Origin of the sequence: Neorhizobium galegae bv. orientalis str. HAMBI 540 (assembly GCF_000731315.1) — a bacterium.
Lineage (GTDB): Bacteria > Pseudomonadota > Alphaproteobacteria > Rhizobiales > Rhizobiaceae > Neorhizobium > Neorhizobium galegae.
In genome coordinates this window covers 3,161,922-3,187,953 of the sequence record NZ_HG938353.1, presented here as the reverse complement: position 1 = coordinate 3,187,953, position 26,032 = coordinate 3,161,922, and the positions used below count along the sequence as shown (strand labels likewise).

The window sequence follows — 26,032 nt, the reverse complement described above, 5'->3', positions numbered from 1 at the left end:
CGGCACGAGCGCGTCTTTTACCAAGGATCTCGAATAGTGATCCTAGCGAAGCAACCCTATTAGATTTTGGTCTGTGTGCGAAGCATTGTATTCTCCTGATTATCCTGACCAAATCGCTGCTTATAATATAGTGATTGATCGTTAATTTTCCAATTAAAAAATCCGATCGGGCAGTAGTTGAAGTTCGATCGAGTCGCTGATGGCCAGGCCTAATTGGAGAACGACCCGGATGTCTGAGACAATGTCAAACATCACCTCTTCGCGCCCCTGTTGCGAGATGCGGGTAAAGGACTCCTTGTCAACAGCACTCACGTCTATCGCCAAATCAGCAAGTTTTCCATAAAATTCCACGATGTTCTTAATCATGACATCCGGAAGGTCTTGAAGAACTTCCGTCCGAGAATTGTAAATAACTGAAAAATAACTGAACGTAAGGAATGGCCTATTTCGTTTATTTAACGCCATGAATTGGTTTATTTCGAAGCTCGATGGTATTCCATTGGCCGCCCGTTCAAGGCTTCTAACATTAAGCTTTATTTCTTCCGCGAGCGCCTTAATAAAACTCTTTCTTGCTTGCCTCTTTTTCTTTCGTTCAATGTAGGAATTGATGAGCAGTCCTGCAAGAAACAACGCAAGCGTAACGAAAAGACCCAAATCAATTTTTGAAGAAATGCACATCCCGAGAAAAGGGTAACATTCCGGTGGCAAGGGCATCGGGCAATCTCCGTTAGATACTCTACCATAGGTTATCTATTTTGGTTGGTATATATATCTTATGGGATGTGGTCGCCGGTGCTTGGATTTTGGTAAATAACGTCTCAGAGGCATCCGATAGCCGATGAATCAATTCGCTGCCGGAAGTAAGTCGTTCTCGAAAAGAGCAGGACGCGGGCGGAGATCCTGCAACGTTTCAGAATTCTCATCTGTACAACTGCGCCCCGCTTGGATAAACCGCCGCGAAAGGTGGTCCGGCAGACCTCGCGCAACAGATATGGCGGCATCCTCATGACCGATCTCAAGATGAGCAATCCCCAGCCTCGCAATCTTAAAACGCCCGACGCCGAAAAATTCGCGGCCGGGTTTCCCGGCGATTTCCTCTGGGGCGTTGCGACGGCCTCCTACCAGATCGAAGGGTCCACCAAGGCGGATGGCCGAAAGCCCTCGATCTGGGATGCGTTCTCGAAGATGCCGGGCCGGGTCTATCAGGGGCACAACGGCGATGTCGCCTGCGATCATTACAATCGCTGGGAAGAGGATCTCGATCTCATCAAGGAAATGGGCGTCGAAGCCTACCGGTTCTCGATCGCCTGGCCGCGGATCATTCCGGACGGCACCGGGCGGATCAACGAGAAGGGGCTGGATTTCTACGATCGCCTCATCGACGGCTGCAAGGCGCGCGGCATCAAGACCTATGCGACGCTCTATCATTGGGACCTACCGCTTTCGCTGATGGGCGAGGGTGGCTGGGCGGCGCGCTCGACGGCCTATGCCTTCCAGCGTTACGCCAAGGTGGTGATGGCGCGGCTCGGCGACCGGCTGGATGCGGTGGCCACCTTCAACGAGCCTTGGTGCATCGTCTGGCTCAGCCACCTCTACGGCATCCATGCGCCAGGCGAGAAGAACATGCAGGCGGCGCTTGCCGCCATGCACCACGTCAATCTCGCGCACGGCCTCGGCGTCGAGGCGATCCGGCATGTGACGCCGGACGTGCCGGTCGGCACCGTCATCAACGCCGCATCGATCATCGCCGGCTCCGACAGCCCGGCCGATCTCGCAGCTGCCGAGCGCGCCCACCAGTTCCACAACGGCGCCTTCTTCGATCCGATCTTCAAGGGCGAATATCCGCAGCAATTCCTGGAGGCGCTCGGAGACCGCATGCCGGTCGTCGAAGACGGCGATCTGAAGGTCATCAACCAGAAGCTCGACTGGTGGGGTCTCAACTACTACAAGCCGGACCGCGTCCATGACGAGCCCGCGCGCAGCGGCGATTTCCCCTGGACGATAGAGGCCAAGCCCGCCAGCGACGTCAAGACGGATATCGGCTGGGAAGTTTATGCGCCCGGTCTCAAGCAGCTGGTCGAGGATCTCTATCGCCGCTACGACCTGCCGGACTGCTACATCACCGAGAACGGCGCCTGCTACAATATGGAGCCGGTGGACGGCGAGGTGGATGATCAGCCGCGTCTGGACTATTATGTCCAGCACCTCTCGGTGGTCGCCGACCTTATCAAGGACGGTTACCCGATGAAGGGTTATTTCGCCTGGAGCCTGATGGACAATTTCGAATGGGCGGAGGGCTACCGCATGCGGTTCGGTCTCGTGCATGTGAACTACGAAACCCAGGAACGGACGATCAAGAAAAGCGGCAAGTGGTATCGCGAACTCGCTTCGTTATTCCCGAAGGGCAACCATAAACAGGGCTGATTTCGCAAGTGCGAGAATATTTTTTCTGCCTTGCGAGATAATTGAAAAAACATCCCTGTCAAACGCGGGCGCGTCGGGGCATCTATGCGGCATTGAAAAGGCCGCTCCGGCCTTACAAATTGCCCTTTGAGAAAACCGACCAAGATGCTCCGAAAAGTCGCCTGTCATCGAATGTGCCGCTCCGTCCGATAGCTGGACAGCGATGAAATATCCGGTGTTCCGTCGCCGGGATGATCCGACTTAAATCTGAGAGCTGAAATGACATTCCTTCATACTGCGGTCGAAACCGCGCCGTCTCCCTTGGCTGCCGAAAGGCCGATGGTGGCGTTCGAGGCGGTAACCAAGCGGTTCGGCGGTGCTGACGACAAGAGCCAGTTCACCGCGCTCGACGGCATCGATCTTTCGGTCGCGCGTGGCGCGATCACCGGCATCATCGGCCGTTCAGGCGCCGGCAAGTCGACGTTGATCCGCCTCGTCAACGGGTTGGAAAAAGCGACCTCCGGCCGCGTCGTCGTCGACGGTGTCGAAGTGGGCGCCCTGTCGGAAAACGGGTTGCGGGATCTGCGCCGTCAGGTCGGCATGATCTTCCAGCACTTCAACCTTCTTTCCTCACGCACCGCCTTCGAAAACGTCGCCCTGCCGCTCGAGATCGCCGGCCTTTCCGCCAAGGCAATCCGGGACAAAGTGGTGCCGCTGATCGATCTGGTTGGCCTTGGCGACAAGTCGGATCGCTATCCGGCCGAGCTCTCCGGCGGCCAGAAGCAGCGTATCGGCATTGCCCGGGCGCTCGCCACTTCGCCGAAACTGCTGCTCTCCGACGAGGCGACCTCGGCGCTCGATCCGGAAACCACGCAGTCGATCCTGGCGCTCCTGAAGCGCATCAATGCCGAACTTGGCCTCACCGTGCTGCTGATCACCCACGAGATGGAGGTGGTGAAGACCATCGCCTCAGACGTGGCGGTGATCGACCGCGGCAGGATCGTCGAGGCCGGCCGCACCTTCGACGTCTTTACCGGCGCCAAGCATGAGACGACCCGCTCGCTTCTGTCGGCAGCACTCGGCACCAACCTGCCGGAGTGGATCCGCTCGAACCTGAAGCCGCAACCGTCTGTCGGCGACCGGGTGCTGGTGCGGCTGATCTTCTTCGGCTCGACGGCCTTCCAGCCGCTGACCGCCCGGCTGGTCACCGAACTCGGCGCCGACGTCAACATCCTTGCCGGCACGATCGAGGAGATCGCCGGCGAGCCCTATGGCTCGCTGGTCGTCGCCTATCCGGCCGATCCTGCCGTCACGGAGCGCGCCGCGCGCTTCTATGCCGCAACCGGCCTTTCCACGGAGGTGCTCGGTTATGTCGCCTGACATGCTCTTCAACCTGCTCCTGAAAGCGCTCGGCCAGACGCTGCAGATGGTTGCGGTCGCCGGCCTGATCGGCGCACTGATCGGCCTGCCGATCGGCGTGTTCCTGGCGACCAGCGGCAAGGGCGAGCTTTTTCCCGCACCGGTCACCAACCGCATCATCGGCGCGGTCGTCAATGCAGCGCGCTCGACGCCGTTCATCATCCTGGTCGTGGCGATCATCCCGTTCACGCGCTTCATTACCGGCACCTCGATCGGCACCTATGCGGCGATCGTGCCGCTGACTGTGGCGACCATTCCCTTCGTCGCCCGCCTTGCGGAAGCGGCGATCCGCGAGGTCGACAAGGGCCTGATCGAGGCCGCCCGCGCGATGGGCGCGACGCCGCTGCAGATCGTCTTCAAGGTGCTGCTCGCCGAGGCCAAGCCGGGCCTGACGCTGGCCCTGACGCTCACCCTCGTCAGCCTGGTCGGTTATTCGGCCATGGTCGGCGCGGTCGGCGGCGGGGGCTTGGGCGATCTCGGCATCCGCTACGGCTACCAGCGCTTCATGCCGGATGTGATGCTCGCCGTCGTCGTGGTGCTGATCGTGCTCGTCCAGGCGATCCAGAGCACCGGCGATGCGCTCGCCCGCCGCTTCGACAAGCGCAACCGAAAGACCTGATTTTTCCGCAATACCAGCCTCCCAAGACACACATTCAAGAAGACTGGCGTGTATAAAAACGAACCCAAGGAGACACTTATGAAGAAGCTCATCATCGCGGCGGCACTCGCCGCCTTCGCTGCCGGCCCGGCGCTTGCCGAAGACATCAAGATCGGCGTCACCCCCGGCCCGCATGCCCAGATCATGGAAAAGGTGAAGGAAGTCGCGGCCACCAAGGGCCTCAACATCCAGATCCTCGAATTCTCCGACTACGTCGTGCCGAACCAGGCGCTGGCCGATGGCGAACTCAACGCCAATTCCTTCCAGCACCAGCCTTATCTCGACAACCAGGTCAAGGATCGCAAGTTCGACATCGTCAGCGTCGCGCAGACCGTCAACTTCCCGATGGGCGTCTATTCCAAGAAGGTGAAGAGCCTTGCCGACCTGAAGCAGGGCGCCACCGTCGCCATTCCCAACGATCCGACCAATGGCGGCCGTGCGCTGCTCATCCTCGCCGACCAGGGCCTCATCAAGGTCAACGCCGCCAAGGGCCTGAAGATCGGCCCGGCCGACGTCACCGAAAACGTTAAGAAAATCGAGTTTGCCGAGCTTGACGCCGCCCAGCTGCCGCGCTCGCTCGACGATGTCGACGCCTCGGTCATCAACACCAACTACGCATTGGAAGCCGGCCTCAACCCGAAGACCGATCCGATTGCCAAGGAAGGCGAAAAGGCCCCTTACATCAACGTCATCGCCGTCAAGTCCAAGGACAAGGATGCGGCCTGGGTCAAGACGCTCGTGGAAGCCTATCACAGCGCTCCGGTGAAGGACTTCGTCAACACCCAGTTCAAGGGCGCCGTGATCGCGGCCTGGTAATATCGAGTTTTCGAAAATTCTTGAAGGCCGGCGCTCAAGTGCGAGCGCCGGCCTTCCTCTTTTAACCCTATCTGAAGGAATACCCGCGAAAGATGTAGGACTTCATGAGGTCTTCGATGCGGCTTCTTCCGTCTCGCTTCCGCCGCTCCGCAACACTTGGTCGTCGCTACGCCGTGACGTCGATGCTGCTTGTCTTCGCGGTGGTCGTGGTGCTGGTGACGATCTTCATCCTGACAGCTATCGACCGCATCGCCGATTACGCCAATCGTCTCGATGAAGCGCGCTCCCAGGAAACGACATCAGGCGCGATCCAGACGTTCCGGGAGCAGTTGCACGCGACGCTGAACGATTACGCTGCCTGGGACGACGCCGCCCAATCCGTCTATGCGGATGACAAGGCCTGGGTCGCCAGCAACTATGGCGACATGACCGCCAACAGCGATCTCTTCGACATTGCCATCGTCATGGGCATGAACCAGAACGTGCTGATGGCCTATCAGGACGGCGCGCCCGTCAACTGGTCGCCACGTGACTATTTCGACACTTCGCTCTGGACGCTGTTCGACAAGGCGAGTTCCGCCGGCGCCGAAAGCGTGCCGGAGGCAGTCAGTTTCGTCCAGACCAAAAAGGGTGTCGCGGCCGTCGGGGTGGCCCTGATCCGGCAGAAATCGGGACAGCTCGATCAGCCGGTCGCAAACCGCCGCTTCCTGGTCTTCGCCCGGCATCTCGACGAGGCCAAGGTTCGGAAGCTCTCCGAAACCTACGTCCTCGACGGGCTTCGTTTCGCGAGCGCCTCCGATGCCGTTTTGAACATGGTGGAGATCCGCAATATCCACGGCAGGGTGCTGCAGCGGCTCGTCTGGCATCCCCGCAGGCCTGGCGACATGGGTTACGCCCAGGTCCGGCCGCTGGTCTATTGCGCGCTTGCGATGGTCGGCCTGTTTTTCCTCCTCCTCTTCGTCAGCGGCAGCAATACGCTCAATCGGCTGACGGCGGACGAGGCGGCGGCGCGGCATCTGGCCATGAGCGACCGGTTGAGCGGGCTCCTGAACCGCGCCGGCTTCTTTGCCGCGCTCGATGCCTTGGTGGTGCAGAGCCGCCGCAGCAACCATGACGTGGCGCTGCTCTATCTCGATCTCGACGGCTTCAAGGAAGTCAACGACGCCTATGGCCACGGCACCGGCGACAAGCTGATCCGCGGCGTCGCGGCCGGCCTCAAGACGCTGGTCGGCGATACGGCGACCCTTGCCCGCGTCGGTGGCGACGAATTCGCCATCGCGCTGGCCAGCACGGACATCGGAAGGGTAGTGGATACGCTGAGCGACCGCATTCTCGGTTTCTTCGACGAACCCTTCGTGATCGGCGAACGGGTCGCGACGATCGGCACCTGTATCGGCGTCGCCGTTTCGCCACGCGGCAAGGTCTCCGGCGAGGAATTGGTGCGGCGTTCCGACATGGCGATGTATCACGCCAAGGAAACTGGCCGGGGCCGGACCGAATATTATCAGCCGGAAATGGATGCCGAGCGCGAAGAGCGCAACATGCTGGAAATCGATCTCAGGATCGCCATCGAGCGCCGCGAACTGACCATCGTCTATCAGCCTGTGGTGGATGCCAGGACCTGGCGGATCATCGGCATCGAGGCGCTGGCGCGCTGGAACCGCACCGGTTATGGCCCGGTATCGCCCGACATCTTCATCCCGATCGCCGAATCGACCGGGCTCATCGATCAGCTCGGCCTGTTCGTGCTCCACCGCGCCTGCGAGACGCTGACGCTGTGGCCGGAGCTGAAGCTCGCGGTCAACATCTCGCCCGGCCAGTTCCGCGATCCGGCATTTGCCCTGCATGTCGCCTCGGTGTTCCGCAAGACCGCCGCCGATCCCTCACGCATCACGCTCGAAATGACCGAGGGTTATTTCATTCAGAACCCGGAACGCGCCCGGGCCGCTCTTGCCAAGCTGAAGCAGCTCGGGGTGAAGATCGCGCTCGACGATTTCGGCGCCGGCTTTTCGAGCGTCGGTTACCTGCGCCAGTTCGGCTTCGACCGGATGAAGATAGACAAGTCGCTGGTGCACGCGCTGGAAGAGGGCGGCCGCGCCGTCGATCTTCTTCAGGCGACCGTGGCTCTCGCCCGCTCGCTGGAAATCCCGGTCACGGCCGAGGGCGTCGAAACTGAGGCACAGGCGTTGCAACTGCGCCTGACCGGCTGCGACGAGCTGCAGGGCTATCTGTTCGGCAAGCCGATGTCCTCGGAACAGATCGACATCATCTACCGCGGCAACCGCCTGCCGGGCGGGATGAGCGGGGCGGCATAGGCCGGCCCTTCAGTTACCGGGCAGTTCCGTTTGGAGACGCGAAACAGTGCGGCAAAATCTGCGGAACTATGTAGCAAATACTACCAGTCCTTCCGGGAATGAAATTGGCGGTCGCATCTCGATGTCCCCGACCTTGACCTAGTACTACCCGACAACGCCGCCGATCTCGACGATGGCGCGCATGACGTCGCCGCGCAAGCGTCAGCCGCATGGGAAGCCGCCGTCTGCTGGCAGGACGACTACGCGGTCAAGCGACTTGCCGAAGTGCGAGCGGTCTGAGAAGTTTCTGCGGGCCGACGGCCGTATCCATTCAGGACCTCCGGCGGCTGCGTTGCGCCAATGGTTCTCATCCAGTCCGATCAATAACGCTTGATCGGCAGTTGACGCGAGAACCTGAGAGTCAATTTATTTCGCTATCTTCCGAATTGGGAAACAGGGCGATGACCTATCTATTCGTTTTTGTCCTTTTGCTTGGCTGTGGCCTTGCAAGTGCGCTTGGCCCTAAAAGGGATACGCGCGGTGCAAATCTCGAAAGAGCAGTGAGTGACGCGCGCGAAAGCCTCAATCATGTCATCTCTAAACGCGACGCAATGCGAGCGGAACTCAAAGTCCTCGTCCTTCTCGTCTGGTGGGTCGCAATGGTTGCGCTGTTGATATCGCTCTTTGACGGCTTTTGGTGAAGTATTGGGCAGGCGGCGACATTGCCATGGGGGATTTGGTGCCGCTTAAAATGCCGCAGAATCTACGACGAAAGATGGCACATGCCAGCGCAATCTACAGCACGGCCGGGAGGTAATGATAATCAAGAAGCTACCTCATTTCCCGATAGGCAATTTTTGAAGGCGCTCGCTTTCGCTTTACTGTTTCTTCTCGGGCCAACGATTGCAGTTTCAGCGCGAGACGCCAGCCCGGTCTTTTCTCCAGCCGGTCCAGACGCCTCTGCATACGGGGAGACCTTTGGTTATCCGATCGGGCCTCCGCTCAAAAAGCAATCGAATATGGTCGGCAATTATAGCCACGCTGATCAACTCGATCCGACGCACCGCGTAGCCGCCGATAGGCCTTCGCTCCTGCGCCGCGCGCCGCAAGAACTGGCGCTGACTTACGCCTTCCAAGGGCAAGCACACACTCTGCAAGACTATCTCGACCGCAATCCCACGACCAGCCTGCTCATCATTCAGGACGACACAATCCTGTTCGAGCATTATCAATACGCTCGCACAGACCACGACCGCTTCTATTCGCAGTCCATGGCGAAGACGATCACGGGGATGTTGATTGGTATCGCGATCGACGAAGGTGCCATTCATTCCGTCGACGACCTCGCGCAAACCTATGTGCAGGCACTGACGGGCACCGTCTTGGGACAGACGCCGATCCGCGCGTTGCTGCAAATGAGTTCCGGCATCCGGTTCGGCCAGGATTACGGCGGTTCCGATGACGACGCAAAGCTCACCCGGATGCTGTTTACCCCATCCAGCCAGTCGACAATTCAAGCCGTGTCGCAGTTCAACGTCCGTGCCGCCCCACCTGGAACGCTCTGGCACTACGCGAATGTCAATCCGGAGGTGCTGGGCCTCGTCCTGGCCCAGGCCACGCACATGACGCTGGCAGATTATCTTCAGAGCCGCATCTGGCAACCGATGGGGGCGGAGGCTGACGCAAACTGGGTCGTCGATCACAACGGTCAGGAAATCGCCTATTGCTGCTTCAACGCAACGGCAAGGGACTACGCGCGCTTCGGACAGATGCTCGCGCAGGACGGCGCTTGGAATGGCAGGCAGATCGTACCGAGGCAGTGGGTTCTGGACGCCACGCAGCCGGTGATGGCTGGCTCTCCCCTTGCCATCGAGCAAGGCCCGCATCCTTGGGGTTATGGCTACCTAGTCTGGCTGATGCCTGCGCCGCGTCGGACTTTTGTTATGGAGGGTGTCGAAGGGCAGCGCATCTTCATCGATCCGGCTACCCATCTCGTTCTGGTGCATACCGCCGTGCGGCTGAAGCCCACGCACGACACTGGAGACTCCGAACTGGTTGCTCTCTGGCGTGATCTTCTCCGCCAAGCCGAGGCTAAATAAGCAGGAGGGCTCGGGAATGACCTCGACATCGGACGGCGCCATAGCGGAGCGAATAATTTCTCCGCTTATCGAAAACCTGGATCAAATTGCGAGCGCAGAGTCTTCGGACGCAACTCGCAAACCTTCCAACACAGACGCTTCCCGTGACTAGCGATGTCCACCACCGTTCCTACATCCGGCGTCTCACGCTAAGCGCCGTCCGGAGACCGTTCTCAATTTTGCATACGCTACGTATGTCAGTTGACATACGTAGCGTATGTTGAGATATGGGCGCATACGAGGCGTATGTCAGCGCGCCCGTATGACGAAGCCAAAGGCCGGACGTGAACAGCCGAAGCCGTGTGTGCCCATCCCGGTGGCATCACGACGCGGCGGAAACCGGCCTTCCAAAAAGGAATGAAGCAATGAGCACACGCGAGGCAATCTTTCCCGCCGGTCGGCACGCACTCTATGAGCAGCACCGTTATTCGGCGGCCATCCGCTCGGGAGACCTTCTGTTTGTTTCCGGCCAGGTCGGCAGCCGAACGGACGGATCACCGGAGCCTGACTTCGAACGTCAGGTGCAACTGGCGTTCGACAACCTAGAGGCCGTCCTGAAGGCTGCCGGCTGCACGTTTCGGGACGTCGTCGACGTCACGAGCTTCCATACGGATCCCGAGACTCAATTCGAAACCATGATGGCCGTGCGGGAAAAGGTGCTCGGCGAGCCGCCCTATCCGACCTGGACGGCCGTCGGCGTCAACTGGCTTGCCGGTTTCGATTTCGAAATCAAGGTGATCGCCCGAGTGCCGCAGGCGGCCTGAAACAGCGACGATCGGCTCGCGCCAGCCCGTCTGGCGCGAGCGGAACCTCAGCCGCCGATATGCCTCACGCCACGCTTCTTCGCGAGCGCGATCTGGAGCTGGCGCTGGCGGTAGCGATCGCGGTCGTCCTCGGTGCGGGTCGGATAGCAAGTTGAGCAGGAGACGCCTTCCTCGTAATGGGGCGAGCTCACTTCTTCAGCGGTGATCGGGCTGCGGCAGGCGTGGCAGAGCTTGTGGTTGCCCTCCTTGAGGCCGTGCTCCACGGAAACGCGCTCGTCGAAGACGAAGCAGGCGCCTTCCCAGAGACTTTCCTCCGCGGGCACTTCCTCGAGATATTTGAGGATGCCGCCCTTCAAGTGGAAAACCTCGTCGAACCCCTGTTCCTTCATGAAGGCGGTCGCCTTCTCGCAGCGGATGCCGCCGGTGCAGTACATGGCGATCTTCGGCTTGTTGTGGAGGCCGGGATTGTTCTTCACCCAGTCCGGAAACTCGCGAAACGTCTTGGTCTGCGGATCGACGGCGCCCTTGAAGATGCCGATTGCCGTTTCGTAATCGTTGCGGGTGTCGATGACGATCGTTTCCGGATCGGAGATCAGCGCGTTCCAGTCCTTCGGTTCGACATAGGTGCCGACGATGCGCTTGGGGTCGATATCCTCGACGCCCATGGTGACGATTTCCTTCTTCGGCCGTACCTTCATGCGCAGGAAGGGCATCTTCGACGCTCGGCTTTCCTTGTGCTCAAGGCCTGCGAATTCCGGCTGGGCGCGCAGATAGGCGAGAAGCCCTGATATCGCTGCGTCGGAACCGGCAACCGTGCCGTTGATCCCCTCGCGGGCGATCAGCAGCGTGCCCTTGATGCCGTTTTCGTCGCAGAAGGCCTGCAGCGGCTCGCGGAAGCTCTCATAGCGGTCGAAACGCGCAAAATGATAGAGCGCGGCGACGAGCCAGGCGCCCGTCGCTTCCGGTTGAGCCTCCGGGCGGGTTTGAATGGTGTTTTCGGTCATGGCGCTGAAATACAGTTTCCGGACTATCCGCGCAACGCAGTTTCTTTCTCGTGCGGTTCGTGGGCCCTGTGCAGCTTTGCCGCACGGCGCTCCTTGCGCGGCGCGATGGCTGCCTTTTCCCAGAGCAGCGCGATCAACCCGCTTTCCGTCTCGGCGCTGTCGGCGAACACCTCGTGGGCCGCTTCCAGCGCCTCATGCCGCAGCGCCTGCTGGCGGGTGATGATGGCGCCGAGCACCCGGGCCAGCGTGTCGCTGTCGCCGAACAGTTCCGGGCTTTCATTGACGAGCCCGGTCAGCACCGAAAGATCGTGTTCGTGGCCGAGCAGATCGACCAGCGCCTTGGCCTGCTGCTGCTTGGCCAGCATGGCGGAAGGCCAGATCGCCCCGAGCAGCGACAGGTGCATCCAGTAGGTCTGGCCGCATTTGCGCAGCTCGTGATAGGTCTCGGCATCGCCGTGTTCCTCGCAGCCGGCCAATGCGCCGAGCGCCTTCTCGTGCTGGTCCTTCCAGGCTCTGGCGAGCCGCTTGGCGGTCTTGTGCGGATCGTCGTCGAGATCGAGATCGTCGAGGGCTGCGATCGCCGCGCGGCAGGTGTCGACGGCGGCCGCCATCTTGGCCGGCAGGTCGTGTTCCTCCGAGGCGATCCGATCGCGCCGTTCGGTCAGCGCCTTGGAGGCGGTGCTGAGGGCGGAAAATTCTTCGGGAGAGCCGGCATGGCCGGCGAGATAGTCGACCGTCTCGATCAGCGCGGTGGCGTCGCGCACCGCCGACAGCGTTTGCGCCATGTCGCGGATGCGGGTGTTTTCCTGCCGGCGGAATGTTTTTGCGTCCGGCTGTACCAGCCGGTAGAGGGCACGCAACCGCTTGAAGCGTTTCCGCGCGTCGTGCACCGCTTCGTGCGGCCCGTCCGGCTGGTCTTCGAGCAGCCGGATCGCGTGGGAAAGCTGGCTTTCCGCAACCGACCGGAACTCGTCGGTGAAGGATTTAGCGGGCCGCAGACGGTACGCCATGACACAATTCTCCGCTCAAATCTTCGGTCGCCATCACCATGTTTGAATATCGCCGGTCGCCGGTGATCTCCTCGCCGATCCAGTCCGGGATGTCGGGCAGGGCGCCCTCGTCCTCGATCTCGACCTCGGCGACGACCAGACCCTTGTAGGCTCCGTCATAGACATCCACTTCCCAGGTATAGCCCCCGTGCCGGACCTCGTGGCGAGTCTTTTCGAGCACGATGCCGACGGCGGCGTTCGCCATCTCCTCGGCATCGGCTAGCGGGATTTCGTATTCGAATTCATCCCGAGCCAGCAGTTCGCGGCCGATCTTGATGGTCAGCTTGGCGCGCTTGTCGTCCATGATCCGCACCCGCACCGAGCGGTCGTCGCCGGATGCGACATAGGCCTGCAGGAAATCGGAGGATGACGACACCTCCGAGCGCCAGCCGTCGCTCTTCACCAGAAATTTCCGTTCGATTTCCTTGGCCATACTTTGCCCGCCACCCCGGGAACATTTACCAACCGCTACAACCCTAGTGCAAACTCTGCGTCCCGCAAACCTGTTAGACGATGGAGCCTGTTTTTTCTCGACAATGACGGGCTTGAGGGGTATCTCGGCCTTAAAGTTTTCAATCGTTTTCGCGGAGACCTGATCCATGACCGGAAAGACCGAAAAGCTGCTTTCCATCCTGAAACTGCAGCCGGTGGTGCCGGTGCTGATCGTTGATGACACGAAGTCGGCTGTGGGCTTGGCGCGCGCGCTCGTTGCCGGCGGGCTGAGGGCGATCGAGATCACCATGCGCACGCCGGCAGCCCTCGATGCTGTCAGGGCGGTGGCCGACGAAGTCGAAGGCGCCAATGTCGGCGCCGGCACCATCCTCAACGCCCGCGACTACGAAGCGGCCGTCAAGGCGGGCTCGACCTTCATCGTCTCGCCCGGCGTGACCCCCGGTGTACTGTCCGCCGCCAAGGACTCTCCCGTGCCGCTTCTGCCGGGTGCTGCGACCGCCAGCGAAGTGATGACGCTACGCGAGGCCGGCTACGAGGTGCTGAAATTTTTCCCCGCCGAACAGGCCGGTGGCGCCGCCTATCTGAAGGCGCTGTCTTCACCGCTCGCCGGCACGCTGTTCTGCCCGACCGGCGGCATTTCGCTGAAGAACGCCAACGACTATCTATCGCTGCCGAACGTCATCTGCGTCGGCGGCTCCTGGGTCGCGCCCAAAGAGCTGGTCTCGGCTGGCGATTGGGCCGGCATCACCAAGCTCGCTTCGGAAGCGGCCGCGCTGAAGGCGTAGCCGAAACTCGTTTCCGAGCTCTGACATGGGGCCGGGGAGGGCTTGCATGCACAAGGGATCATGTCTGTGCGGTGCGGTCACCTTCGAGATCGAGGGTGACCTGTCCGCGCCGGATGCCTGTCATTGTTCGAAATGCCGAAAGCATTCCGGCCATTTTTTCGCATCCACGGATGTCGCCAGGGAGCGGCTGGCGATCAAGGGTACCGAGAATATCACCTGGTTTCAGTCTTCCGAGAAGGTCCGGCGCGGGTTTTGTGCCACCTGCGGCTCTTCCCTCTTCTGGGATCCGCCGCACAAAGACTGGATCGCCATTGCCATGGGCGCGTTTGACGGCCCGACCGGGACCCGGTTGAACAAGCATATCTTCGTCGCCGACAAAGGCGATTATTACGACATTGCCGACGGGCTGCCTCAGAACCAGCAATGAATTTCTTCGAGACCCTGTTTCTCCCGCGACACCAGGCCGCCGCAACCGGCCTTTGTAATTCGGCGGTCGAATTCCTATCTCTCCCCGGAAACACAACAGGGAGATGTGCGATGTTCGACGCGAAGAAGCTTCTCGACCAATTTCTGGGATCACAGATTCCGGGCATGTCGGGGGGAAGTGTAAAAGACCGGGCAGGGCAGGCGACCCAGCTCGCCAAGAACAATCCGCTCGCCACCGGCGCGATCCTCGCTGCCGTCCTCGGCACCAAGACCGGCCGCAACATCGCCGGCAATGTGGCAGCGGTCGGTGGCATCGCGGCGATCGCCGGCCTCGGTTATCTCGCCTACAAGAACTATCAGTCCGGTAAATCGCCCGAAGCCGTGCCGCAGCCCGCACCGCAGGCCGACAAGCCGCTCCTGACGCCGCCGGCCGATTCTCCCTTCCATCCGCAGTCTCCCGCCCTTACCAATGATTTTGCGCTGACTTTGGTGCGCGCGATGATCGCCGCCGCCAAGGCCGACGGGCATATCGATGCCGGCGAGCGCGCCAACATCATGGACAAGGTGCATGCGGTCGATCTCGGCGCCGAGGCGGAAGCCTTCATCGAGAACGAACTCGCCAATCCGGTCGATATCGACGACCTCGTCGCTGCCGCCCGCACCGAGGAGCAGAAGGTCGAGATCTACGCGGCCTCGCGCCTGACCATCGATCCGGACACCCGCGCCGAACGCGGTTATCTCGACCTGCTGGCCGGCCGCCTCGGATTGAACGATGCGCTGATCGAGCATATCGACGCCACCGTTTCGGCCGCCAAGGTCAAGGCGTAAGGCTGGGCAGCGTCACCCTCTGTCAATTCGCTGTGTTTCCCATCCCGGTCCCGCTCCGGCGGGCTGGGAAAGGCGCAATCGTCAGCGAGATCATGGTCAGTCGGCGAGCTTGACGGCTGTACCGGTCGCCGCAACAAACAGGATGCCGCCGCCCCCTGCCATCGACAATTCGCTGAAATCGATCTTGATTGCGATGATCGCGTCGGCATTCAGGCGGATCGCTTCGCGGCGAAGCTCGATCATGCAGACGGTCCGGGCGTCGCGCACGGCGGATTGCACCGTCTTGCTGCGGCCACCGAAGAAATCGCGAAAATTGTTGGCGATATCCTTGAATATGCTCAGGCCCAGCGCCGTCTCGGCGCCAACGACATCGACGATGCTGTCGATCCGTCGGCCGGGAATGTCGCTTGCGGTGGTGATGATGATCTTGGCAAGAGCCGGATCATTCAGGTCTTCCGGGGAAACGATGCCGTTCTCGATCTTCTTGTATGCCGAAGCCATGCTTTCGGCCTCCGTCTTAGCGCGGCAGTCGCGGCAGATGCCGCCCCTGAGATCCGCGAAGCCGAATTCCCGATTGCATGAGCTGCAGACCGCCATTGGACAACTCCCATGATGATCCTCGAAGGGAAGCAGACAGCGAGGATTGTGTCCATCTCAAAGTGCGGCCGCCCGTCGGCAAGCGACCATATCGGACGTCAAGGATATTCGACGACAGCGTGCCCAGACGGACTATGCTGGCGGCAAATCGAGGCCGTTCGGTAGCGAGATCCAGATGACAGTTTGCGCCTCTGGGGAATGGCGTGACAGATGGCCCTTGCCGTGTGTGTCTTCCACCAACACGAAGCTACCCGCCTGAACGTGGCGTACTTCTCCGTCGCTCGTCTCGTATTCAACCGAACCGTCCAGCCTGACCGTAAGCACAGGCTCTGGGACCGTATGCCAAGCAACCTCTCGCATGCCAGTTGGGATGTGGGTGAAACGGACGCGGGACGCCAGATAACTGGCCGTAACGTCGAACGGTACAGCATCGGGATGCACCGGCCTCTTAGTCGTCGGCAATTCGATTTCGTCGAAATGCGACTCGCCATCCGAGGTGGCATAGATGCGCAGGCATTTCATTGCGGCTGACTCCTTGTGGCTCGCCATGCTGAAATGGAGCATGCCTACCATGAAGAATTGGGGTAATACCACGCATCTGGCGCGAGAGTGCGATATGGGCCGCCAGCCGCCACTGGTGGCATTTGCTACCGAACTCTGGAGATATGCCGCTCCGTTTTCGCTTCTCTATTGCATTGAAACCGACGCCCCAGCCCCACCGGTTGCCTTTCCCCCGTCGCTGGCCTAAGCCACTGGCACGATAGAAGAGGCTGATATGCGCGATCTGAGAAACTACAAAGTTGCCGCCCCCGCTCCGGTCACCCTCAAGGGGCGGTTCGTGACGCTCGAACCCTATGACAGGGACACCCACCTCCAGGCGCTGTGGGACGGGCTCGGCGGCGCAGACGGCATCAATCCGCTTCTCAAATATTTCCCCAACGACGATTTTGCCGATGTGAACGCCTTCGGCGACTGGCTGGAAAACGCACGCGTCCATTCCAGTTTCGTGACGCTCGTCTCGCGCGACAATGCGACGGGGAAAGTGGTCGGCATGGCGAGCTACATGCGACCGGACCCGAAGAACGGCGTCATCGAAGTCGGCTCCGTCGCGCATGGGGCATCCATGAAGCGTTCGCCGCTGTCGACCGACGTGCATTACCTGATGGCGAAGCATGTTTTCGAAGGGCTCGATTACCGTCGCTACGAATGGAAATGCCATAACGACAACGAGCCGAGCAAGACGACCGCCCGCCGGTACGGCTTCACCTTCGAAGGCGTCTTCCGCCAGCATGTCATCTCCAAGGGGGCCAATCGCGACACCGCCTGGTTTTCGATGATCGACGTGGAATGGCCGCTCCTGAAGGCCGCGTTCGAAGCATGGCTTTCGCCCGACAATTTCGGGGCGGACGGCACCCAGAAGCGCCGGCTCGAAGATATCCGCGCCGAGCTTGCCAAGGGAGCAAATGCCAAGGGAGCAAATGCATGACGCCAGAAGCAAAGTCGCAGGCGATCGCCGCGGCGGTGATCCTCGCAGGCATCGGGCTGGTGATCTATTTCCTGCCGACGATCGTCATGTGGATTGCGCAATTTTCTCCGGTGCTCGCCGTCGTCATCGGCTCCATGCTGTTGCTCGGTTTCTTCGCGATCTTCTGGCTGAGGGCGCGCTACCAGCGCAATCGCGGCCGCTAACAGTCTCCGCCGTCGAGCGGGCGCAGTCCTAAGGCGTAGCCGCCTAGCCTGATGGCCGGATTGTGCAGTGTTCCCAACCCTGTAAGCTGCCTTGGTAGCCTGGTTTCCAGGTCCTGGGGGTGCTGCGATGGCGGTGGGCGAAATCAGGTCGATGACGGGTATTCGGGGGGCTGCGGCCGTCTTCGTGATGGTCTACCATTTCGAACTCGACAGGGTTCCGTCGGACGGGGCGTTCTCGACCTTCCTCAATCATGGCTATCTGTCGGTCGATCTGTTTTTCATCCTCAGCGGCTTCGTCATGGCGCATGTCTACGGGCCGTCGTTCCTGTCGGGCGCGTTCCGGTTCGGCGACTTCCTGTGGCACCGCATCGCCCGCGTCTACCCCCTCTATCTCGTCGTGACGCTGGCGTTCATCGCGCTCGCCTTCCTCAAATCTTCCGAACTCGATATCGGGCCGGACGTGTTCATCTCCAATGTCCTGATGCTGCAGTCGCTCGGCAACTGGCCGAGCATCGATCCGCCGGCATGGTCGGTGAGCGCCGAAATGCTGGTCTACCTGCTGTTCCCGGTGATCGGCCTGTTGTGTCTGAAGTCGAGCCGTATGGCAGCGCTGTTGCTCGGCATCGGCGCGATCCTCGCGATCCTGATCCTGACGCTTGCCGCCTCTCTCCATTATATCGGGTCGACGATTTCCAAGGGCCTGCTCGATCTTATCGCCGCACCCTTCACCCTGATCCGCTGCCTTGCGGGCTTCACGCTCGGCCAGCTGGTCTGGCGGCTGCACAACGACCCGGCCGTTGCCGCCTTCGCGGCGCGCACGCCGGTGCAGATCGGTGTCGGGCTTCTGGCCGTGGTCGCGCTCACCCAGCCGGATTGGGATTTTGCGATTTATCTGCTGATCATCTCGCTGCTTTTCTGCCTCAGCACCGATCGCGGGCTGTTTGCGGATTTCTTCGCCTCCCCGCCGATGCATTTCCTCGGCGACATTTCCTTTGCCGTCTATCTCACCCACTACCGGGCGCTCGGCGTCTGGGCCATGGTGGAGGGGAGGCTCGGCAATGCGGGCTTCGTGCTCCGCAACGTGGTTGCGACGGTGGTGACGAGCATGGTGGTGATCGGCGTGTCATGGCTGTTGCATGTGGCAATCGAGCGGCCCTGCCGGCAATTGATGCGCAAGGGCAGCCCGGCCATGGTGCGTAAACGCGCCGCCTGAAAAGGAAAGCGGCGTTACGCCTGCAGCGCGGCGCCGAGCAGCGACAACCCGACCAGCAGCACGAACAGTGCACCGCCGATCTCGATTGCATGGGTGATCCGCCGTCCCGAGCGCGAGCCGGGACCGACGAAGCGGACCGCGAGATCCTTGGCGGTGACGGCAAGTGTCGCGAGAATGGTGACGGTGATCGCCGTGCCGATCGACATGGCGAGGACCGACAGCACGCCGCCGAGATAGAGGCTGTTCAAAAGCGCAAAGCTCATCACCAGGATTGCGCCCGAGCAGGGGCGCAGGCCGACGGCAATGATTGCCGACCACGCCTCGTGCAGGCTGAAATCCTTCGACTTCAGCAGGGCGGGATCGGGCATGTGGCTGACGCCGCAAGTCTCGCAATAATCGCCGGTTCCCTGATAGTCGTGATCGTCGATCTCGACCGCCTGGAAATTGAGCCCGGTCGGGCCGCGCCCGTTACCGGCGGGGACTGCGACCGGCATGCTGACGACGCGCATCCTGAGCGCCCGGATCTTCTTCACCAGCAGCCAGGCGCCGAACAATGCAACCATGGCGAAGCTGGCAATCTCCATTGCCTGAGTTGCCGCCGTCATGGTGATGCCCGAGCCGCGCAGCAGGAGATAGGCCGCGCCAACCAGCAGCACCGCCACCAGGCCCTGCAGCAGCGCGGAGATGAAGGAGATGACGACGCCGCGCCGGAGCTCGATCTCGTTGGCGATCATGTAGGAGGAGATCACCGCCTTGCCGTGGCCCGGGCCGGCGGCATGGAAGACGCCATAGGCGAACGACAGCCCGATCAGGCCGGACAGCGCCCAGGGATCGTCGCGCATCGCCTTCAGCGAACCGGTGAGCGCGCGGTAGAAGGACTGCTGGTAAAAATTGATCCAGGCGAAAAACGGACCGAGCGGCCCGCCGACAGAGAACGAGGGTTCAGCCGAACCGACGCCGAGCGGCGATTGCGCATGCGCCGACCCTGCCGTCAGGATGCCGACCGCCGCAACAGCGAGAAGGGCAGGAACGATGACGGAAGGGGAAAGGGCACCGCGGGTCTTCAGCATGTCAGTTCCAGTCGGGTGGCGAAAAGTTTCGACATGTCGGTGCCGGTCGGATCGTTGAAGAAGGCATCGGTCAGCGACGTGGTATTCTGCGAGATCACTTCGTCGGGGTTGGGGCGCACCACCTTGTGCTGGCAATGGCCAAAACCGTCGCCCTTGGCAATCAGGTCGCCGTCGGTCGGGAAGTCGATCGAGGTGTACATGGAAGGATCGTAAATGCCGAAGGTCAGCCGCCCCTTAAGCGGCACCGGCTTTTCGGGCTTCACCGCAAACAGGACCAGAAGCTGGTTGCCGTCGAGCGAGACGTGGATCACGTCCGGCTTCTGCACCCCGACATTGGCGCCGTTGACCGTGATCGTCGTGAAATAGTGATAGTCGGCCAGCGACTTGCGCATCACCTCGCCGAGCGCCGCGAGTTCCTTGGCGTCGAGCTTCAGGTCGGTATTCTTGTCGAAATCGAGCAGCACGCTCGAGGAGAAGACCTCATCGAAGCGCCAGACATTGTGCAGCTCCGCGACGTTGCCGTCGGTGCCGGCCACCACTTCCAGCCGCGCCTCGGCAAAGATGTGCGGATGAGCGAGTGCGGGGAGCGGAATGCAGGCAGCCGCCAACGCGGCAATGGTCAAGACTCGATATCGCATTCGCCCTGTGGCTCCCGGTTCGTCCGCCCCTTGCAGTGCAGCGCAAATGAGACGGAATTTCGACTCGAACCGGTCACATGTCCAGCCCCGGTCTAGTGCCGGGTGAGATTTTCCAGATGCTCCATGCGTTTGCGGAACTGGCTTTCGAAGTCCCACCCGCGCGCGAACCGAAGCGCGTTTTCGGCCCGCTCCAGAACGGATGCGCGGTCTTTGTCCAGGGCGGCCAACCGATCGGCCATAGCCCTGATGTCGCCGAGCGGGGCGATCCAGCCAGCTTTCGATTCGATCATCAGCGCCGACCACATCTCGTTGTCGTAACCGGCGATCGGAACGCCGCAGCCCATCGTTTCGATATAGGTGCAGGAAGGATCGGACTGTCTGTGGCAACTGAGGAAAATGTCCGCACCCGTTCGCGTCAGCGGTACGAGTTCCTGCTCGAAATCGACCGGATCCTTGAGGAAGACACAGTCCTGAAGCCAATGCTTGTGGATGTCGGCGTTGATCGCGCCGGAAAGGCTTCCCTCGCCGTAGATCGTCAGGGTGAAATCGACACCCCTTTCGTCAAGCAGCCTGGCGATCGGAACGAGGTCCTGCACGCCCTTCATCGGTTCGAGCCGTCCCGAATGAATGAGCCGCAACGGCTCGCCGTTCTGGAGATGCCGTTTTCGCGCGCTCATCTCCTGCGGTGTTGCGAACATTGCCGGCTTCATGCGGTTGTCTAGGTAGAGGAGCTGGCTGCCGCCCATGTCGTGATAGGCCGCGTGGGCCGGGTAACCGTTCGCCTGGATGCCGCGGGCGGCGCGGAAGGCGCGCTTGCGCTTGTATTCCTGCATCACCGTCCAGGCCATGCCGTAGATTTTCCGCGGCAGGCTGCGGGTATCGTCGAGCGAGATGATCTGCAGCCGGGTTTGATGGGTGTATTCGATCGAGTAGACCACTGCGCTCTTCGCTTGCCGGATTACCGCTGGCGGCAACAAGTCCAGATAGGAATCTCCCGATAACAGCGCGAGGTCGAAATCGGCGAGATGGTCTGCCGAGACCCGTTCCTCCGGCTCAAGGATACGCACCCGGAAATCGAGGTCGCCGATGTCGTAACGGCCGCCGAAAGGGATATCGGTCGCGCCGCGGCGGATGAAGCAGGTGACCGGTCCCGACCAGTGCTGCACATGCAGCGCCATGCCGGAAACGAATTTCTTGTCGAGCACCAGCTTGCCGTTCGCGGCCTCGATCACCGGCGCCGACACGAACATCGCCAGGCTTTTCTGCATGGATAACGACCCTTCCGCGATGCCGGGACTTTCGCACGCTGAGCCGCACTATGCGGATCGATGCCAAGCTCAAGCAAGCCGGCCAATAGGTCGACCGGCCGCGGAGATGTTACCTCATTCGCCGTAGGGACCGGCGAGGCGCCGGGCGTCCGGATCGGTCAATGCTGGCGGCGGAACCAGGTGGAGAGGAAGTCGACGAAGCTCCTGACCTTGGCCGGCAGGTAGCGGCGATGCGGATAGACCGCATAGATGCCGCGGTCCTTGGCAATATAATCGTCGAACAGCGTCACCAGTTCGCCCGACTGGATCGAGGCATTGGCGATGAAATCGGGGATGATCGCGACGCCGAGGCCCGCACGGGCGGCGCGCAGCGTCGCTTGCGGGCTGTTGATCTCGACCGGGCCGCTGACCGCGACCGAGATGGTCGAGCCATCCTTGTCGGTGAAGCGCACATTGTTGTGCCAGCGCGAATTGGTGTCGATGATGAAGGGGACGCGGTTCAGATCCTGGGGGTGTTCGAGCGGGCCGTATTTGGCGACGAAATCGGCGGTCGCCACCGTATAGACCCGGAAGTCGGAGAGTTTTCGGGCGATCAGGCCGGAATCCTCGAGCTTGGTAATGCGGATCGCGAGGTCGAAATTTTCCTCGATCAGATCGACGAAGCGGTCCTCGGCGACGATTTCCAGCGACACTTCCGTGTGGCTCTTGGCGAAATCGATCAGCGACTGGCCGACCTCCGCATCGACGAAGGTGCGGGGTACGGAAACGCGCAGGCGCCCCTTGAGGTCGGCATTGTTCTCGCGCACCAGGTCGGCGAGATTGTCGATCTCTTTCAGGATGTCGGCGGCGGTCCGGTAATAGGTGTGGCCGGCCTCGGTCATCGAGAACTGGCGGGTGGTGCGATTGAGCAGCAAGGCACCCAGATCGTCTTCCAGTTCGCGCACATATTTCGACAGCAGCGCCTTCGACCGCCCGGTCCGCCGGGCTGCGGCTGAAAAGCCTTCTGCTTCAACCACATCGATGAAGGCCCGCATGCGGGTGAGAGTGTCCAAATGTCGCCCCTTTTAGTCTGGTCGATCCTAGTTGGGATTTAGCACGGAATTGTGCAATGCGAAATTTTGGTGATGGGCAAAAAAACTCTTGATTATGACCGCGAATATTCTTATCTCCCGGTCAGCCCAAAGTCGCACGTGCCCGTGGGTGTCCGCCGGCCCTCTATTTGGTGAGGTCATCGGTAAGGTACCTGGAACTAACCCCTCCAGTCGCTATTCCGGCCATCCGGGAAATGCGAGGACATCTGAAGCAACGACGGTGCGGGCCTTTTTGTTCTCTCCCTGCTTTCCATCAGCGGGGGTTACTGAAGAGGCACACCATCATTGCCGGAAGTGCGGTAGGGACCTCCCTCCAATCCATGGCAGACAAAGCCGGATCATTGCTCGTGGCAGAGCGTTGATCCACTTATCGCGCGTTTGAGCGTGTTCACGGTACCGGTGTCTCCACCAACCGGGCTGAACGCATTCTCATCCGTCCTTTGTCCTCCGGTTCACAGCCGGAGCTTTGAGATTTGAAGGGACTGACCATGACCACTGCTCGCATCCTTGACTTCATCAAGACCCAGCGTCCCGAAGGACCGTTTCTTGTTGTCGATCTCGACGTCGTGCGCGACAATTTCAACGCCTTCCGTCATGCCCTGCCGGACAGCGCGATCTATTACGCGGTCAAGGCCAACCCGGAACCGGCAATCCTGAAGCTGCTCGCTTCGATGGGTTCGAACTTCGACTGCGCCTCGGTCGCCGAAATCCAGATGGCACTCGATGCCGGCGCGTCCGCCGACCGCATTTCCTTCGGCAACACGATCAAGAAGGAACGCGACATCGCTCGCGCCTTCGCGCTCGGCGTCGGCCTCTATGCCGTCGACAGTCATGAGGAAGTCGAGAAGATTTCCCGTGCCGCTCCCGGCTCGAAGGTGTTCTGCCGCGTGCTGACCGATGGCGAAGGCGCCGAATGGCCGCTTTCCCGCAAGTTCGGTTGCGTGCCGCAGATGGCCGTCGACGTACTCGTCTACGCGCACCAGATGGGCCTTGAGTCCTACGGCGTTTCGTTCCATGTCGGTTCGCAGATGACCAAGGTCGATGCCTGGGATGCGGCTCTTGCCGATGCCAAGCGTGTCTTCGGTTCGCTCGCAAAGCAGGGCATCGTGCTGCAGATGGTCAACATGGGCGGTGGTTTTCCGACCAAGTACCTGCGCGACGTGCCGTCTGCCGAAGCATACGGCAAGGCGATCTTCGCTTCGCTGCGCAAGTATTTCGGCAACAACCTGCCGAAGACGATCATCGAGCCGGGTCGCGGCATGGTCGGCAATGCGGGCGTTATCAAGGCTGAAGTCGTCCTCGTGTCGAAGAAGTCGGACAACGACAATCACCGATGGGTCTTCCTCGACATCGGCAAGTTCGGCGGTCTCGCCGAAACCATGGACGAGGCCATCCGCTACCCGATCCGCACCGAGCGGGACAGCGATGAGATGGAACCCTGCGTTCTCGCCGGCCCGACCTGCGACAGCGCCGACGTGATGTACGAGAAGAACATGTATCCGCTGCCGGTGACACTCACCATTGGCGACGAGGTTCTGATCGAAGGCACTGGCGCCTATACGACGACCTACTCGGCCGTCGCCTTCAACGGTTTCGACCCCCTGAAGGCGTACGTCATCTAAGGCGGTTTTGCCTGCCTAACTGGCGTCATCTAATACCGCCGGCCCCGTAACCAGCCGGGGCGGCAAATTCACAATTCCTCTTCATCGCCGCTGATAACGGTATTGGGTACGGGAGGCCAAGATGGCCGCTGTTCTTGATTCTGTGCGCGCATTCTTTGCGCCCAACTCCACTTTCGCCATCGACGCCGAAACTCCGGCCGACGTGGTCGCCCGCGAAACCCTGCTCGACCGCGCCATGGGCCCGGATCGGCGCAAAAAATCGTCGGAAAAGATCCGCCGCAACCGCGTGCCGGCCGAAGGCCTTGCGATCGTCGCCCGTGACGGCGCCGGTCACGTGATCGGTACCGTGCGGCTTTGGAACATCGAAGCCGGCATTTCGTCCGAAGGCCAGGCGATCGATGCACTGCTGCTCGGCCCGCTCGCGGTCGATTGCGCTTACGAAGGCAAGGGCATAGGTGCTGCACTGATGCGTGCGGCGATCACCGAGGCTCACAAGCGCGGCCACGGCGCGATCCTGCTGGTCGGCGATGCTGCCTATTATGAACGGTTCGGTTTCTTCGCCGACAAAACCCGGCATCTTGTCATGCCCGGCCCCTTCGAGCGTTCGCGTTTCCTGGCGCTCGAACTCAAGGCCGGCTGGCTGGAAGGCGCCGCTGGCATGATCGTCGCCAACGGGCGCAAGCTGGCCTGACAAAGGTCGAGTTTTCGACCAAGGCATTCAGCACTCAAGGCCTCGCGCTCCGACGATCTGCCCAAACCCCGTCTCCCCGGTGGAGCGTTCCCATTGGAGCGCCCGCGGGGAGGCGGGGTTTTTCGTGCGACAAATTCTCCCTTTCAGGCCGCCGCCGTGCATCCGCCGGCCGCGATTGATCCTGATCAATCCGACTCTCGATGCCCGCTCCTAAGCCTCTCGCTGCAAGATCAAAACGCAGCTAAGGAGAGCTTTCATGAACACGAATGGGGTACGGCATCAGAGATGGATCGCAGGCGCGGGTGCGGCTTTTTTCGCATTCGGGGCGGCAGCGGCGGATCTGACGCCGGCACCCGTCGCCCCGGTGGCGCAGGAGGCCGCTACCGGCCAGAGCCCCTGGCAGATCCGCGTGCGCGGCTTGGGCGTCATCACTGAGAACCGCGGCTCGGTCAACGGCGTGCCGGGTTCGGACCTGTCCTTTTCCGATTCGGTCATCCCCGAACTCGATATCAGCTACTTCTTCACCGACAATATCGCCGCCGAACTGGTCCTTGGCACCACCTATGCGAATATCAAGGAAGACGGTGCCGTCGGCGTGCCGGTCGGCCGCGCCTGGCTTCTACCGCCGACGCTGACGCTGCAATACCACTTCACCGATTTCGGCGCCTTCAAGCCCTATGTCGGTGCTGGCGTCAATTATTCGCTCTTCTACAACCAGTCGGAAAAGCCGGGCTTCCACAATCTCGACGTCGAGAACCACGTCGGCGCAGCCCTACAGGTCGGCTTCGACTACATGATCGACCAGCACTGGGGCGTGAACTTCGACGTGAAGAAGATCTTCATGGAGACCGACTGGAAGGCTGATCACGACGTGCTCGGGCCGCTGAGCGGCAAGGCGAAGATCAATCCCTGGCTGATCGGCACAGGCGTTACCTACCGGTTCTAGAAAAACCAACGAGGGCGGTAGGGACGGGGGCCGGCGCCAGAACAGGTGGCGCCGGCCTTTGTTTTATGGCCTCAGCGCATGCAGAGCGGAAGTGTCGCCGTCGACGACGAATACTTCGCCGCCGGTCACTCTCTCGCCCGATCGGAGAACCGGGCGGGAGAGCGAGCACG

27 protein-coding genes and 1 pseudogene are annotated in these 26,032 nt (G+C 61.1%); 18 read left to right on the top strand and 10 right to left on the bottom strand.

Going from position 1 to position 26,032, the window contains the following annotated elements; translation table 11 throughout:
- Positions 1 to 153 precede the first annotated feature (153 nt).
- Entirely contained in the window at positions 154 to 714 is a 561-nt protein-coding gene (locus RG540_RS15760) for a hypothetical protein (protein ID WP_038589763.1), read from the bottom strand.
- 306 nt (positions 715 to 1,020) lie between these two features.
- On the opposite strand from RG540_RS15760, the gene RG540_RS15755 reads away from it, so the two are divergent.
- From RG540_RS15755 to RG540_RS15720, 9 genes and pseudogenes are all read left to right on the top strand, one after another.
- Entirely contained in the window at positions 1,021 to 2,424 is a 1,404-nt protein-coding gene (locus RG540_RS15755) for a GH1 family beta-glucosidase (protein ID WP_051909649.1), read from the top strand.
- A gap of 318 nt (positions 2,425 to 2,742) precedes the next feature.
- Positions 2,743 to 3,783 (top strand): methionine ABC transporter ATP-binding protein, encoded by a 1,041-nt coding sequence (locus RG540_RS15750; protein WP_051909647.1) that lies wholly within the window; start codon positions 2,743 to 2,745, stop codon positions 3,781 to 3,783.
- Complete coding sequence (locus RG540_RS15745; protein WP_038589757.1) at positions 3,773 to 4,441, top strand: methionine ABC transporter permease; 669 nt, start codon at positions 3,773 to 3,775, stop codon at positions 4,439 to 4,441. The genes RG540_RS15750 and RG540_RS15745 overlap by 11 nt, the downstream gene beginning before the upstream one ends.
- A gap of 78 nt (positions 4,442 to 4,519) precedes the next feature.
- Positions 4,520 to 5,296, top strand: coding sequence for a MetQ/NlpA family ABC transporter substrate-binding protein (locus RG540_RS15740; RefSeq protein ID WP_038589754.1), 777 nt, complete (start codon positions 4,520 to 4,522; stop codon positions 5,294 to 5,296).
- A gap of 116 nt (positions 5,297 to 5,412) precedes the next feature.
- Entirely contained in the window at positions 5,413 to 7,611 is a 2,199-nt protein-coding gene (locus RG540_RS15735) for a bifunctional diguanylate cyclase/phosphodiesterase (protein ID WP_038589751.1), read from the top strand.
- Positions 7,612 to 7,722: 111 nt separating this feature from the next.
- A pseudogene (locus tag RG540_RS31715) lies at positions 7,723 to 7,890 on the top strand (aminoglycoside phosphotransferase); the annotation flags it as partial.
- Between the two features lie 161 nt (positions 7,891 to 8,051).
- Positions 8,052 to 8,291 (top strand): hypothetical protein, encoded by a 240-nt coding sequence (locus RG540_RS15730; RefSeq protein WP_038589748.1) that lies wholly within the window; start codon positions 8,052 to 8,054, stop codon positions 8,289 to 8,291.
- An 81-nt stretch (positions 8,292 to 8,372) separates the two neighbouring features.
- Positions 8,373 to 9,689 (top strand): serine hydrolase domain-containing protein, encoded by a 1,317-nt coding sequence (locus RG540_RS15725; RefSeq protein ID WP_080724960.1) that lies wholly within the window; start codon positions 8,373 to 8,375, stop codon positions 9,687 to 9,689.
- Between the two features lie 404 nt (positions 9,690 to 10,093).
- Positions 10,094 to 10,492, top strand: a complete 399-nt coding sequence (locus tag RG540_RS15720; RefSeq protein ID WP_038589743.1) for a RidA family protein — start codon at positions 10,094 to 10,096, stop codon at positions 10,490 to 10,492.
- A 47-nt stretch (positions 10,493 to 10,539) separates the two neighbouring features.
- Here RG540_RS15720 and trhO read toward each other — a convergent pair whose 3' ends face one another.
- Genes trhO through RG540_RS15705 form a run of 3 tightly spaced genes read right to left on the bottom strand, consistent with a single transcriptional unit; the run spans position 10,540 to position 12,978 of the window.
- Positions 10,540 to 11,496, bottom strand: a complete 957-nt coding sequence (gene trhO, locus RG540_RS15715) for an oxygen-dependent tRNA uridine(34) hydroxylase TrhO (protein ID WP_038589732.1) — start codon at positions 11,494 to 11,496, stop codon at positions 10,540 to 10,542.
- Positions 11,497 to 11,519: 23 nt separating this feature from the next.
- Positions 11,520 to 12,506 carry a CHAD domain-containing protein gene (locus RG540_RS15710; protein ID WP_038589721.1) on the bottom strand — a complete coding sequence of 329 codons (987 nt, stop codon included), beginning with the start codon at positions 12,504 to 12,506 and terminating at the stop codon, positions 11,520 to 11,522.
- Positions 12,481 to 12,978, bottom strand: coding sequence for a CYTH domain-containing protein (locus RG540_RS15705; RefSeq protein WP_038589711.1), 498 nt, complete (start codon positions 12,976 to 12,978; stop codon positions 12,481 to 12,483). Before RG540_RS15705 ends, RG540_RS15710 begins: the two co-directional genes overlap by 26 nt.
- A 166-nt stretch (positions 12,979 to 13,144) precedes the next feature.
- On the opposite strand from RG540_RS15705, the gene RG540_RS15700 reads away from it, so the two are divergent.
- The 3 genes from RG540_RS15700 (at position 13,145) to RG540_RS15690 (ending at position 15,037) form a co-directional block, all read left to right on the top strand.
- Positions 13,145 to 13,783 carry a 2-dehydro-3-deoxy-phosphogluconate aldolase gene (locus RG540_RS15700; protein ID WP_038589697.1) on the top strand — a complete coding sequence of 213 codons (639 nt, stop codon included), beginning with the start codon at positions 13,145 to 13,147 and terminating at the stop codon, positions 13,781 to 13,783.
- A gap of 46 nt (positions 13,784 to 13,829) precedes the next feature.
- Positions 13,830 to 14,210 carry a GFA family protein gene (locus RG540_RS15695; protein WP_038589694.1) on the top strand — a complete coding sequence of 127 codons (381 nt, stop codon included), beginning with the start codon at positions 13,830 to 13,832 and terminating at the stop codon, positions 14,208 to 14,210.
- A 110-nt stretch (positions 14,211 to 14,320) separates the two neighbouring features.
- Positions 14,321 to 15,037, top strand: coding sequence for a tellurite resistance TerB family protein (locus RG540_RS15690; RefSeq protein ID WP_038589690.1), 717 nt, complete (start codon positions 14,321 to 14,323; stop codon positions 15,035 to 15,037).
- A 96-nt stretch (positions 15,038 to 15,133) separates the two neighbouring features.
- On the opposite strand, the gene RG540_RS15685 is transcribed toward RG540_RS15690, so the two are convergent.
- The gene (locus RG540_RS15685; RefSeq protein WP_151044211.1) at positions 15,134 to 15,538 is read right to left on the bottom strand and encodes a YbjQ family protein; all 405 of its coding nucleotides are present in this window, start codon (positions 15,536 to 15,538) and stop codon (positions 15,134 to 15,136) included.
- A gap of 228 nt (positions 15,539 to 15,766) precedes the next feature.
- Entirely contained in the window at positions 15,767 to 16,156 is a 390-nt protein-coding gene (locus RG540_RS15680; protein WP_038593951.1) for a cupin domain-containing protein, read from the bottom strand.
- A gap of 253 nt (positions 16,157 to 16,409) precedes the next feature.
- On the opposite strand from RG540_RS15680, the gene RG540_RS15675 reads away from it, so the two are divergent.
- The 3 genes from RG540_RS15675 (at position 16,410) to RG540_RS31150 (ending at position 18,536) form a co-directional block, all read left to right on the top strand.
- The gene (locus RG540_RS15675; RefSeq protein ID WP_038589687.1) at positions 16,410 to 17,120 is read left to right on the top strand and encodes a GNAT family N-acetyltransferase; all 711 of its coding nucleotides are present in this window, start codon (positions 16,410 to 16,412) and stop codon (positions 17,118 to 17,120) included.
- On the top strand, positions 17,117 to 17,323 hold the full coding sequence (locus RG540_RS15670) for a hypothetical protein (protein WP_038589684.1): 207 nt from the start codon (positions 17,117 to 17,119) through the stop codon (positions 17,321 to 17,323). The genes RG540_RS15675 and RG540_RS15670 overlap by 4 nt, the downstream gene beginning before the upstream one ends.
- A 127-nt stretch (positions 17,324 to 17,450) precedes the next feature.
- Positions 17,451 to 18,536: an acyltransferase family protein gene (locus RG540_RS31150; protein ID WP_080724959.1), complete on the top strand. Its 1,086-nt coding sequence runs from the start codon at positions 17,451 to 17,453 to the stop codon at positions 18,534 to 18,536.
- Positions 18,537 to 18,550: 14 nt separating this feature from the next.
- On the opposite strand, the gene RG540_RS15660 is transcribed toward RG540_RS31150, so the two are convergent.
- From RG540_RS15660 to RG540_RS15645, 4 genes are all read right to left on the bottom strand, one after another.
- Positions 18,551 to 19,606, bottom strand: coding sequence for a nickel/cobalt transporter (locus RG540_RS15660; protein ID WP_046600048.1), 1,056 nt, complete (start codon positions 19,604 to 19,606; stop codon positions 18,551 to 18,553).
- A complete protein-coding gene (locus RG540_RS15655; protein WP_038589682.1) occupies positions 19,600 to 20,244 on the bottom strand; it encodes a DUF1007 family protein in 645 nt (214 codons plus the stop codon). Before RG540_RS15655 ends, RG540_RS15660 begins: the two co-directional genes overlap by 7 nt.
- Before the next feature lie 92 nt (positions 20,245 to 20,336).
- Complete coding sequence (locus tag RG540_RS15650; RefSeq protein ID WP_038589679.1) at positions 20,337 to 21,512, bottom strand: glycosyltransferase; 1,176 nt, start codon at positions 21,510 to 21,512, stop codon at positions 20,337 to 20,339.
- A gap of 158 nt (positions 21,513 to 21,670) precedes the next feature.
- Positions 21,671 to 22,564 carry a LysR family transcriptional regulator gene (locus RG540_RS15645; RefSeq protein ID WP_037077328.1) on the bottom strand — a complete coding sequence of 298 codons (894 nt, stop codon included), beginning with the start codon at positions 22,562 to 22,564 and terminating at the stop codon, positions 21,671 to 21,673.
- 527 nt (positions 22,565 to 23,091) lie between these two features.
- On the opposite strand from RG540_RS15645, the gene odc2 reads away from it, so the two are divergent.
- From odc2 to RG540_RS15630, 3 genes are all read left to right on the top strand, one after another.
- Positions 23,092 to 24,225 (top strand): ornithine/lysine decarboxylase, encoded by a 1,134-nt coding sequence (gene odc2 / locus RG540_RS15640; protein ID WP_038593942.1) that lies wholly within the window; start codon positions 23,092 to 23,094, stop codon positions 24,223 to 24,225.
- Positions 24,226 to 24,346: 121 nt separating this feature from the next.
- The gene (locus RG540_RS15635; RefSeq protein WP_038545317.1) at positions 24,347 to 24,916 is read left to right on the top strand and encodes a GNAT family N-acetyltransferase; all 570 of its coding nucleotides are present in this window, start codon (positions 24,347 to 24,349) and stop codon (positions 24,914 to 24,916) included.
- A gap of 256 nt (positions 24,917 to 25,172) precedes the next feature.
- Positions 25,173 to 25,862 carry an OmpW/AlkL family protein gene (locus tag RG540_RS15630; protein WP_038589676.1) on the top strand — a complete coding sequence of 230 codons (690 nt, stop codon included), beginning with the start codon at positions 25,173 to 25,175 and terminating at the stop codon, positions 25,860 to 25,862.
- The last annotated feature ends 170 nt before the right edge of the window (positions 25,863 to 26,032 follow it).

Coding starts and splice junctions, on each gene's coding strand:
- RG540_RS15760 (WP_038589763.1), bottom strand. CDS start 714: ATGCCCTTGCCACCGGAATGTTACCCTTTTCTCGGGATGTGCATTTCT.
- RG540_RS15755 (WP_051909649.1), top strand. CDS start 1,021: ATGAGCAATCCCCAGCCTCGCAATCTTAAAACGCCCGACGCCGAAAAA.
- RG540_RS15750 (WP_051909647.1), top strand. CDS start 2,743: ATGGTGGCGTTCGAGGCGGTAACCAAGCGGTTCGGCGGTGCTGACGAC.
- RG540_RS15745 (WP_038589757.1), top strand. CDS start 3,773: ATGTCGCCTGACATGCTCTTCAACCTGCTCCTGAAAGCGCTCGGCCAG.
- RG540_RS15740 (WP_038589754.1), top strand. CDS start 4,520: ATGAAGAAGCTCATCATCGCGGCGGCACTCGCCGCCTTCGCTGCCGGC.
- RG540_RS15735 (WP_038589751.1), top strand. CDS start 5,413: ATGCGGCTTCTTCCGTCTCGCTTCCGCCGCTCCGCAACACTTGGTCGT.
- RG540_RS15730 (WP_038589748.1), top strand. CDS start 8,052: ATGACCTATCTATTCGTTTTTGTCCTTTTGCTTGGCTGTGGCCTTGCA.
- RG540_RS15725 (WP_080724960.1), top strand. CDS start 8,373: ATGCCAGCGCAATCTACAGCACGGCCGGGAGGTAATGATAATCAAGAA.
- RG540_RS15720 (WP_038589743.1), top strand. CDS start 10,094: ATGAGCACACGCGAGGCAATCTTTCCCGCCGGTCGGCACGCACTCTAT.
- trhO (WP_038589732.1), bottom strand. CDS start 11,496: ATGACCGAAAACACCATTCAAACCCGCCCGGAGGCTCAACCGGAAGCG.
- RG540_RS15710 (WP_038589721.1), bottom strand. CDS start 12,506: ATGGCGTACCGTCTGCGGCCCGCTAAATCCTTCACCGACGAGTTCCGG.
- RG540_RS15705 (WP_038589711.1), bottom strand. CDS start 12,978: ATGGCCAAGGAAATCGAACGGAAATTTCTGGTGAAGAGCGACGGCTGG.
- RG540_RS15700 (WP_038589697.1), top strand. CDS start 13,145: ATGACCGGAAAGACCGAAAAGCTGCTTTCCATCCTGAAACTGCAGCCG.
- RG540_RS15695 (WP_038589694.1), top strand. CDS start 13,830: ATGCACAAGGGATCATGTCTGTGCGGTGCGGTCACCTTCGAGATCGAG.
- RG540_RS15690 (WP_038589690.1), top strand. CDS start 14,321: ATGTTCGACGCGAAGAAGCTTCTCGACCAATTTCTGGGATCACAGATT.
- RG540_RS15685 (WP_151044211.1), bottom strand. CDS start 15,538: ATGGCTTCGGCATACAAGAAGATCGAGAACGGCATCGTTTCCCCGGAA.
- RG540_RS15680 (WP_038593951.1), bottom strand. CDS start 16,156: ATGAAATGCCTGCGCATCTATGCCACCTCGGATGGCGAGTCGCATTTC.
- RG540_RS15675 (WP_038589687.1), top strand. CDS start 16,410: ATGCGCGATCTGAGAAACTACAAAGTTGCCGCCCCCGCTCCGGTCACC.
- RG540_RS15670 (WP_038589684.1), top strand. CDS start 17,117: ATGACGCCAGAAGCAAAGTCGCAGGCGATCGCCGCGGCGGTGATCCTC.
- RG540_RS31150 (WP_080724959.1), top strand. CDS start 17,451: ATGGCGGTGGGCGAAATCAGGTCGATGACGGGTATTCGGGGGGCTGCG.
- RG540_RS15660 (WP_046600048.1), bottom strand. CDS start 19,606: ATGCTGAAGACCCGCGGTGCCCTTTCCCCTTCCGTCATCGTTCCTGCC.
- RG540_RS15655 (WP_038589682.1), bottom strand. CDS start 20,244: ATGCGATATCGAGTCTTGACCATTGCCGCGTTGGCGGCTGCCTGCATT.
- RG540_RS15650 (WP_038589679.1), bottom strand. CDS start 21,512: ATGCAGAAAAGCCTGGCGATGTTCGTGTCGGCGCCGGTGATCGAGGCC.
- odc2 (WP_038593942.1), top strand. CDS start 23,092: ATGACCACTGCTCGCATCCTTGACTTCATCAAGACCCAGCGTCCCGAA.
- RG540_RS15635 (WP_038545317.1), top strand. CDS start 24,347: ATGGCCGCTGTTCTTGATTCTGTGCGCGCATTCTTTGCGCCCAACTCC.
- RG540_RS15630 (WP_038589676.1), top strand. CDS start 25,173: ATGAACACGAATGGGGTACGGCATCAGAGATGGATCGCAGGCGCGGGT.